We start from the raw sequence: 6,909 nt of genomic DNA, 5'->3' as shown, positions 1-6,909 counted from the left end.
GTCCTCGGGTGTGACGCCGTCGGGGACGGTGATGCCGCGGCCGTCCGGGGAGGTCTCCCAACCGGGGGGCCCCCCGCCGCTCACGCCTGCTCGCACGCGCGGCCGGCAGCGTCCGGGCCCTCGCCGACCGACTCGGCCGGACCCTGCTCACCTTCCTGCTGGCCCTGCTCGCCACCGGTGCCGGCGGATACGGGATCTTCGCCCTCATCGGAGATGCCGTCACCTGCGCGCCGTCCCTGGAACTGCGCGTGCTGACCGACCCCGACCTGGAACCGACGATGCAGGCGGTCGCGGACGCCTACTTCGCCTCGGCCGTGAACACCACGGACGACGGTTGCCGGCGCGGCGGCGCCACCGTCTACAGCGCGGGCGCCTCCGCCGTGGTGACCGCGTTGAGCAAGCGGACCGATGCCTGGCAGCAGCCGCGCGAGGACGACAACCCGCAGCGGGACATCGGCCCGCAGCCGGACGTGTGGATACCCGCGACCGGCGCCGACGTCGGCCGGGTCACCGCCGCGCAGGAAGACCGGGTCTTCGCCCGACTGGAGCCGGACACCGGGCCGTTCGCGTATTCGCCGGTCGTGCTGGCCGTCCCGCAGGACCTCGCCCGCACCCTCGGGAAGCCCACCGGGCGGCCGCTGTCGGAGCTGGTCGACGCCCTGGAGGCCGCACCCGGGACCGCCGAAGTGCACCGCCCCGACCCCGGGTTCACCGACTCGGCACTGATGGCGACCATGGGCCTGTACGGCGACGGGGACGACGCGCGCGGTGCCGAGCGGCTCCTCACCCGGCCCGAGCGTCCCGAGCCCTCGGCCGTCAAACTGCTGTGCACGCTGCCCGACGACGACGCCGTGGACGACCGCAGCGCTGCCCTGGTCCCGGAGTTCCTGCTCAGGAGCGGGGTCGACTGTCACCCGGTTACCCGCGTCCCGCGCACCGCCGCCTACCCCGACGACGTACCCGGTCTGGAACCGACGTTCGTGCGGGTGCGCTGGGATCACGGCGACCGGGATACGAACGCGCGCGACGACGAGGCGAACCGCTTCCGCACATGGCTGACCGGTGCGGAAGGCCGGGCGGTGCTCGGCGAGCAGGGCTTCAGGTCCTCGAGCGGTGAACGCGCTCTGCTCGACGCCGAGTCGGCCCCCGACGGGCTGACCGACACCGTCCGCCCGCCGGACTCCGCCGACTCGTCGGGGCTGGACGAGACACTCGAGGAGTACGGCAACGGGCACGGATCCGGCCGAGTCCTCTTCCTGCTCGACAGCTCCGGCTCGATGGCCGGTCTGTGGGACGGCCCCAGCGGAGGCCCCGGCATCCTGAAGCGGACCCTGCCTGGGCTCGGCGGGGAGGATCAGTACGGGATGTGGGCCGTGCACGGCCTCGAGGGCCGTACGCACACAGAGCTGCTGCGCTTCCGCACACATCCCCGCAAGGACGCCGAGCGGGCCCTCGACACCACCACGGTGCGGGACGCGGAGGCCGATCCGCCCGCCGCCCTCCTGGACGCCATGACGTTCATGCGGGAGCGCGGCGCCGACGACGAAAGGCCGCAGCTGATCGTGTACCTCACAGACGGCGAGGACGACACCCGTCTGACCGGCGACGAACTCAAGCAGGCGGTCGAGCGGGCCGGGACCGCGGGCGTGCCTGTGGTCATGGTGATCCTGAACAGCGGGGCCTGCGACAGCGGCCGCCCCGGCACGCTCATCGCCGAGGCGAGCCGGGGGCGTTGCCTGGACGCCGGCGACGACCTGGCCCCCGCCCTGCACGACGAGGTCGCCCGCGTCGGAACGGGGGAGGAATGACGGCCCGCCGCCGGCCCGCCGCTGTGCTGTCCCTGCTGTCTTTGCTCGCCCTGGCATCCTGCACCGGTGGTGAGGGGCAGCAACAGCCGCAAGGATCCGACGCCTCCACCCGAATCGTGGTGGCCAGCGGCCAGGACGTCACCGGGAAGAACGGCATCCGACGGCAGCTCATCGACGCCTGGAACGCCAAGGAGGGCGAGCACGGCTACCGGGCCCGCCTGGTGGAACTCCCCGGCTCCGCCGACCAGCAGCGCAGCCAGCTGCTCGGCGCCCTCCAGTCCGGCAGCGCCGACTACGACGTGGTGAACCTCGACGTGACCTGGATCCCGGAGTTCGCCGAATCCGGCCTGATCCGCCCGCTGACGGACGCGTCCGTCGAGTCCCCCACGGACCTCATACCGTCCGTGGACCGCACGTCGTACTGGGACGGCAAGCGGTTCGCGGTCCCCTTCAACAGTGACGCGGGCCTGCTCTACTACCGCAAGGACCACCTGCGGAAAGCCAGTGCCTCCCGTACCGAGCTCAGCGACGGGGCCACCTGGGACGAGCTGCGGGAGCTGACCGACGCCGTCGACCCCGAGGGCGACAACGCGGGCTGGACCACCCAGCTCGCCGCGTACGAGGGCCGTACCGTCAACGCGATCGAGGCGTTCGCCTCGGCCGTACCCGGCTTCCGGATCACCGACGACGAGGGCACGTACGTCGCGACCAGGGAACAGCTGACGGCGGGCGTGACCGAACTGCGTGCGCGTACGGCGAAGCCCTACATGATCGAGGAGGCGACCGAGTCCCGCGAGGCCGAGTCGCTGAGCGCCTTCGCGGAGGGGCGCACCACTTTCCTGCGGCACTGGCCGTACGTCTATCCCACCCTCTACGAGACCTTCAAGGGCGAGCTAGGTGTGGCCCGGCTGCCCGGCAAGGCGGTGCTCGGCGGCCAGAACCTCGCCGTCACCTCCTCCCTGTCCGGCCAACGGGCCGCCAAGGCGGAGGAACTCATTGCGTTCCTGACCGATCCGGACAGCGAACGCTGCCTGCTGCGCGCCGGGTTCGCCGCGACACGCGCTTCCGCCTACCGGGAGCCGGGTACCGCCCCCGACTGCCGGCACGCCCCCGCGTACGCCGAGACGCCCTCGGCGCCCCCCACCGGCGAGAGCACGGTCCGCACACCCCCTGACCGTTTCGCCGACGGCACCAGCTACTCCCGGCACATCCTGTACCCGGCCCTCCGCGAGGCCGTCCAACGCCCGGTCACGCCTCTGTACGGCGCGGTGAACCGCACCCTCATCACCGAACTCGACGCGCTGTACGGCCCACCGAAGGGCCCGGGTGGAAGCCGGCCGGGTGACACGGAGATAGCGAAAAGCCTTGACGAGGCGTTGAGGAAAGTCTTACCCGGTTGAATATCCTCCCAATGATGTTCACAACTCCTCCGTTGCGTACGTGTATCCCCGTGGGTAGCCTCAATTTCGCACTGACCATGCAAGTGAAGTAAACGGGGAACGGGGATGGACTTCGTGAGCGTACGAAGCAAGGGAATTTCTTCCGTAATAGCCTTCGCTATGACCGGCGCGCTGTGTGCCGTCGGAGCGCAGACGGCACAGGCGGCACCGGCACAGCCGGAAGTGCGCGTCGGGGCGGACGAGATCTGCGCGGTCCTGGGGATCGGCAGCGGCGCGGCGGGCCTGACCAAGGCCCTGGCCAAGGGCGCCTCGTGGGTGGGGATCGGCGCCAGCATCGGGTGCTACGCCTACACGAAGGCGAAGGAGGCCACGCCCGCGCAGAAGCGTGCGGCCATGATCGCCTCCTACAAGAAGTACCAGGCGATGAGCGACATCAAGAAGCTCGACGCACTCGGCTATTACTGCCGCAAGAAGGAAAGCGGCGGCGGTGGAACCGATGTCGCCCCCACCAATTTTTCCGTGAAGGTGGGATACCGCGACATCAGGATGAAGGGCGTGACGTACAAGTGCACGGCCACCGGGGACTGATTGGCCGCCGCGGACCGGGTCACGGTGAACGATTCCTGTTCTCCGTGGCGCTGGTCGCGGTGAGCCTGCTGTGGATCACGCAGGACATGGCCACGTGGGCGACGGCGACATGCGCGGCCGGCGCGGTAGCCGGCGCGGCTGGGGCCTGCTATTTCGGCTGGCGTTATATCCGAGCGCGCGGGAACTCCCACTGATCCCTCGAACTATTCGCCCTACTGCTTCGTGTCGCATTCGAACCACACGGTTTTACCGGGCCGATCGGGCGTGTGGCGTACGACGTTGGCGACGCGCTGTGGCGTAGGTCGTCGTACAGCGGCAACACCGGAGGCGATTGTGTGGAGGTCGCCGACCTTGAAGCCCGGGTCGCAGTCCGCGACTCCAAGAATCCTGAAGTTGGCGTACTCACTGTCTCGCCTAAGGCCTACGCCGCCTGGCGCAGGCGATCGGCGGTGTGCCGGTCATGGTCACCGAGTGCCCTAAAAACATCTGAGGCCGGGTCCCGTCCTCGCGGACGGGACCCGGCCCTAGTGCTGCTCCGCCTTAGTTCGTGGAGGGGTGTTGGGGTTGGTCAGGCGGGGGTGTCGAGGTAGAGGCCGCCGGCGCAGTCGAGGCAGTCTTCGGGACTGCCGGAGGGCAGTCCTGTGGGGAGGAAGTTGTCCTGGTAGCCGTCCCGGCTTGCGAGGTAAAGGGCGAAGCCCCAGGTATGCAGGACGCCGGTGAAGCGCAGGCGGCACAAGGGGAGTTCCTCCCCGTCCTTCAGCTCGGCTGCCACGTAGGCGAATCCGGCGCGGAAGCGGACGTCGACCCGGGCCAGTTGCGGCCAGCGTGCCTGGGCGTGTGTGTTCAGACGCTGGCGCAGGTGATGCTGCATGGATTCCGGGGGGTTCTTCGGCACGGGTCCATCCTGCCGGGTGTGGCACCGGTCCGCCATGATCTCTGCCGTGCATGGTGAAGGATGGGCGGGCACGGCGGTCGCGGTGGTGCTCGAGCGGGAGGTCCGCGAGCGGCTGACACGAACGGTCTGCTCGCCGCTGCGGTGCTTACCGGAGTGGTTCCGCCGGTCAGCCCTGCCGGTGCGACGCCGGGTGCGGATGAGGGTGCCGTCGATCAGGACCACCTCCCCACCCTGCTTCGCGGCCTTCTTCACGGCGCGGTCCAGGCGCGGCGCTTGGGCGGCGAGCAGCTCGATCAGTTCGTCGCGCCAGCGGCGGACGGTGGATTCGGACACGTTGTTGCCGCCGGCCATGTCGGCCAGGCGCTGGTCGTGGCGCAGCACGGCCAGGACGATCACCGCTATCTTCCCCGGCGGCAGGATTCGCCACCTGGACCGGATCGCTTTCAGGTGGCGCCGCAGCAGATTGGCGAGGTGGCTGACGGTCCGCGTGGACAGCGGCAGTCGGCACTGGTAGACAAGCGGGCAGGTGTCCTCGGCGCGCTCTTCGGTATTTGTCACAGAGTTCCAACGGCCGCCGGGGGCGCCCCGGTTACGCCCGTGTCGAGCCGCTTCACCTGACGGTACTCCTGGTCACAGACGGGTGGTGAACCGGCCGTCGGGCAGTTTCCGCAGCCAGCCGCGGTCCACGAGTCTGACCAGTTTGCTGCGGAGCGGTTCCAGCTTGGCCTTCACGCTGATGTCCACCCCACTACGACGCCGACCTCGCGGGCCATGATCGGTCCGGCGGCCTGTCGCACCGCGGCGATGATGCGCTGGTAGTCCGGCGGGAGCATGCTTTCGTCCGTGCCCGGCTCTCGGTGCGGGATCAGCATCACCGTCCGGCCGGCCACCTGCCCGGGCACCGGCCTGGCGGAGGCGCGTTCCTCGGCGAGCTGCACGGTCATCCGTTCAAGGACGCGTTCGGCGACGGCGAGTTCGTCCCGCTCGTCCCGCACTTCTGCGAGCTGTTTGGTCAGCTGTTCTTCGAGTTCGTCCAGTTCCGCGCGCCGCGCGGTGATCCGTTCCAGCAGCTCGGGATCCAGCATGCACCGGATCGTAGAAGACTGCCTGGCCGCTGCGAGTAGGAACCGGTCGTACTGGAAGTGCCAGGCGGCCGGCCGGGGGCTGAGGTGGATCTTGCGAAAATGTACGTCGGGTTGTGCCACACAAACAGACTGAGTGCCAGGCGCTGAAGAACGAAGCTACCTGTCCCTCTGCCATGGCACATGAAGATCATTCCGCGAGGACTCCTCAGCCGGGTACATCCATGCGCTGTGTGCCGATGACCGACAGCAGCCGTAGTGCCTGCTCTGCGGGAGAGCCGGGCTCGACCGTGAAGAGCACGACCTGTTGGTTCTGGACGGTGATGTCGAGGAGGTCGCAGTTGAGGGTGATGGGGCCGATCAGGGGGTGGTTGACGGTCTTGAGCAGGGTGGGCTCGGGGCGCACGTCGTGCGCGGCCCACAGCCGGGCGAACTTCGCGCTGCCGGACAGGAGGTCACCGACCAGCATGGCGACCTCGGGGTCGTCCGGGTAGCGGGCGGCGGTTGCACGCAGGCGCCGCGCCGCGGCGCGGGCGAACGCCTCCGCGTCGAACGGGTCGTACAGCGGCCGCTCGCGCGACGCCGGTGCGAGGTAGGCACGGCGCAGGAGGTTGCGCTCGCGCCGGGACAGGGGGGAGAAGTCCTCCAGGAGGGCGGCGGCCAGATCGTTCCAGGCGATCACCTCGTAGGTCGCGGAGAGCACGATCGCCGCGGTGTGCGGCAGTCGCCGCAACAGGTCAAGGATGCTGTGCGGTACTTCGCGTGAGGGACCGGCCTGCGGACCGGGCGGGGCACCGGCGAGGTAGTGCAGGTGGTCGCGCTCGGCGTCCGACAGGCGCAGGGCCCGGGCCAGGCCGGCGAGTACCTCGCGCGAGGGGCGCGGGCCGCGGGCCTGCTCGAGGCGCGTGCAGTACTCGGTCGAAATGAACGCCAGCTGCGCCACCTCCTCGCGGCGCAGCCCCGGTGTGCGGCGGCGCGGCCCGGCGGGCAGACCCACGTCGGCAGGGGTGATGCGCTCGCGCCTGCTGCGAAGGAAGCCGGCCAGCTCTTGTCTGTCCATACCTCCAGTGGGTCGCGCCGTCCCGGCTCGTAGGAGACGAGGTCGATGGAGCGGCGCAGCGCTCCGGCCAGCTCCC

7 protein-coding genes are annotated in these 6,909 nt (G+C 69.9%); 4 read left to right on the top strand and 3 right to left on the bottom strand.

Features of this window, described 5'->3' with window-relative positions; all coding sequences use genetic code 11:
- The first annotated feature begins 248 nt into the window (after positions 1–248).
- The 4 genes from ABZ281_RS30965 to ABZ281_RS30950 all read left to right on the top strand — a co-directional run bounded on the left by ABZ281_RS30965 (position 249) and on the right by ABZ281_RS30950 (position 4,386).
- Positions 249–1,808: a hypothetical protein gene (locus ABZ281_RS30965; protein WP_356660833.1), complete on the top strand. Its 1,560-nt coding sequence runs from the start codon at positions 249–251 to the stop codon at positions 1,806–1,808.
- Positions 1,805–3,208: an extracellular solute-binding protein gene (locus ABZ281_RS30960; protein WP_356660831.1), complete on the top strand. Its 1,404-nt coding sequence runs from the start codon at positions 1,805–1,807 to the stop codon at positions 3,206–3,208. Before ABZ281_RS30965 ends, ABZ281_RS30960 begins: the two co-directional genes overlap by 4 nt.
- A 159-nt stretch (positions 3,209–3,367) precedes the next feature.
- Entirely contained in the window at positions 3,368–3,796 is a 429-nt protein-coding gene (locus ABZ281_RS30955; RefSeq protein WP_356660829.1) for a hypothetical protein, read from the top strand.
- 266 nt (positions 3,797–4,062) lie between these two features.
- Positions 4,063–4,386 carry a DUF397 domain-containing protein gene (locus tag ABZ281_RS30950; RefSeq protein WP_356660827.1) on the top strand — a complete coding sequence of 108 codons (324 nt, stop codon included), beginning with the start codon at positions 4,063–4,065 and terminating at the stop codon, positions 4,384–4,386.
- Here ABZ281_RS30950 and ABZ281_RS30945 read toward each other — a convergent pair.
- The 3 genes from ABZ281_RS30945 to ABZ281_RS30935 form a co-directional block, all read right to left on the bottom strand.
- A complete protein-coding gene (locus ABZ281_RS30945; protein WP_356660825.1) occupies positions 4,365–5,249 on the bottom strand; it encodes a hypothetical protein in 885 nt (294 codons plus the stop codon). The two genes, ABZ281_RS30950 and ABZ281_RS30945, sit on opposite strands and share 22 nt — an antisense overlap.
- A gap of 170 nt (positions 5,250–5,419) precedes the next feature.
- Positions 5,420–5,776 (bottom strand): hypothetical protein, encoded by a 357-nt coding sequence (locus tag ABZ281_RS30940; protein WP_356660823.1) that lies wholly within the window; start codon positions 5,774–5,776, stop codon positions 5,420–5,422.
- Positions 5,777–5,981: 205 nt separating this feature from the next.
- Positions 5,982–6,833 carry a helix-turn-helix transcriptional regulator gene (locus ABZ281_RS30935; protein ID WP_356660821.1) on the bottom strand — a complete coding sequence of 284 codons (852 nt, stop codon included), beginning with the start codon at positions 6,831–6,833 and terminating at the stop codon, positions 5,982–5,984.
- Positions 6,834–6,909: the final 76 nt, after the last annotated feature.

Origin of the sequence: Streptomyces sp. NPDC006265 (assembly GCF_040613555.1) — a bacterium.
In the GTDB taxonomy this organism is placed as follows: domain Bacteria; phylum Actinomycetota; class Actinomycetes; order Streptomycetales; family Streptomycetaceae; genus Streptomyces.
Note: the sequence above shows the minus strand (reverse complement) of the source record. Positions and strands in the feature narration are given on the sequence as shown.

Excerpts from the sequence above, each read along its gene's own strand:
- ABZ281_RS30960 (WP_356660831.1), top strand. The coding sequence starts at position 1,805 with ATGACGGCCCGCCGCCGGCCCGCCGCTGTGCTGTCCCTGCTGTCTTTG.
- ABZ281_RS30955 (WP_356660829.1), top strand. The coding sequence starts at position 3,368 with ATGACCGGCGCGCTGTGTGCCGTCGGAGCGCAGACGGCACAGGCGGCA.
- ABZ281_RS30940 (WP_356660823.1), bottom strand. The coding sequence starts at position 5,776 with ATGCTGGATCCCGAGCTGCTGGAACGGATCACCGCGCGGCGCGCGGAA.
- ABZ281_RS30935 (WP_356660821.1), bottom strand. The coding sequence starts at position 6,833 with ATGGACAGACAAGAGCTGGCCGGCTTCCTTCGCAGCAGGCGCGAGCGC.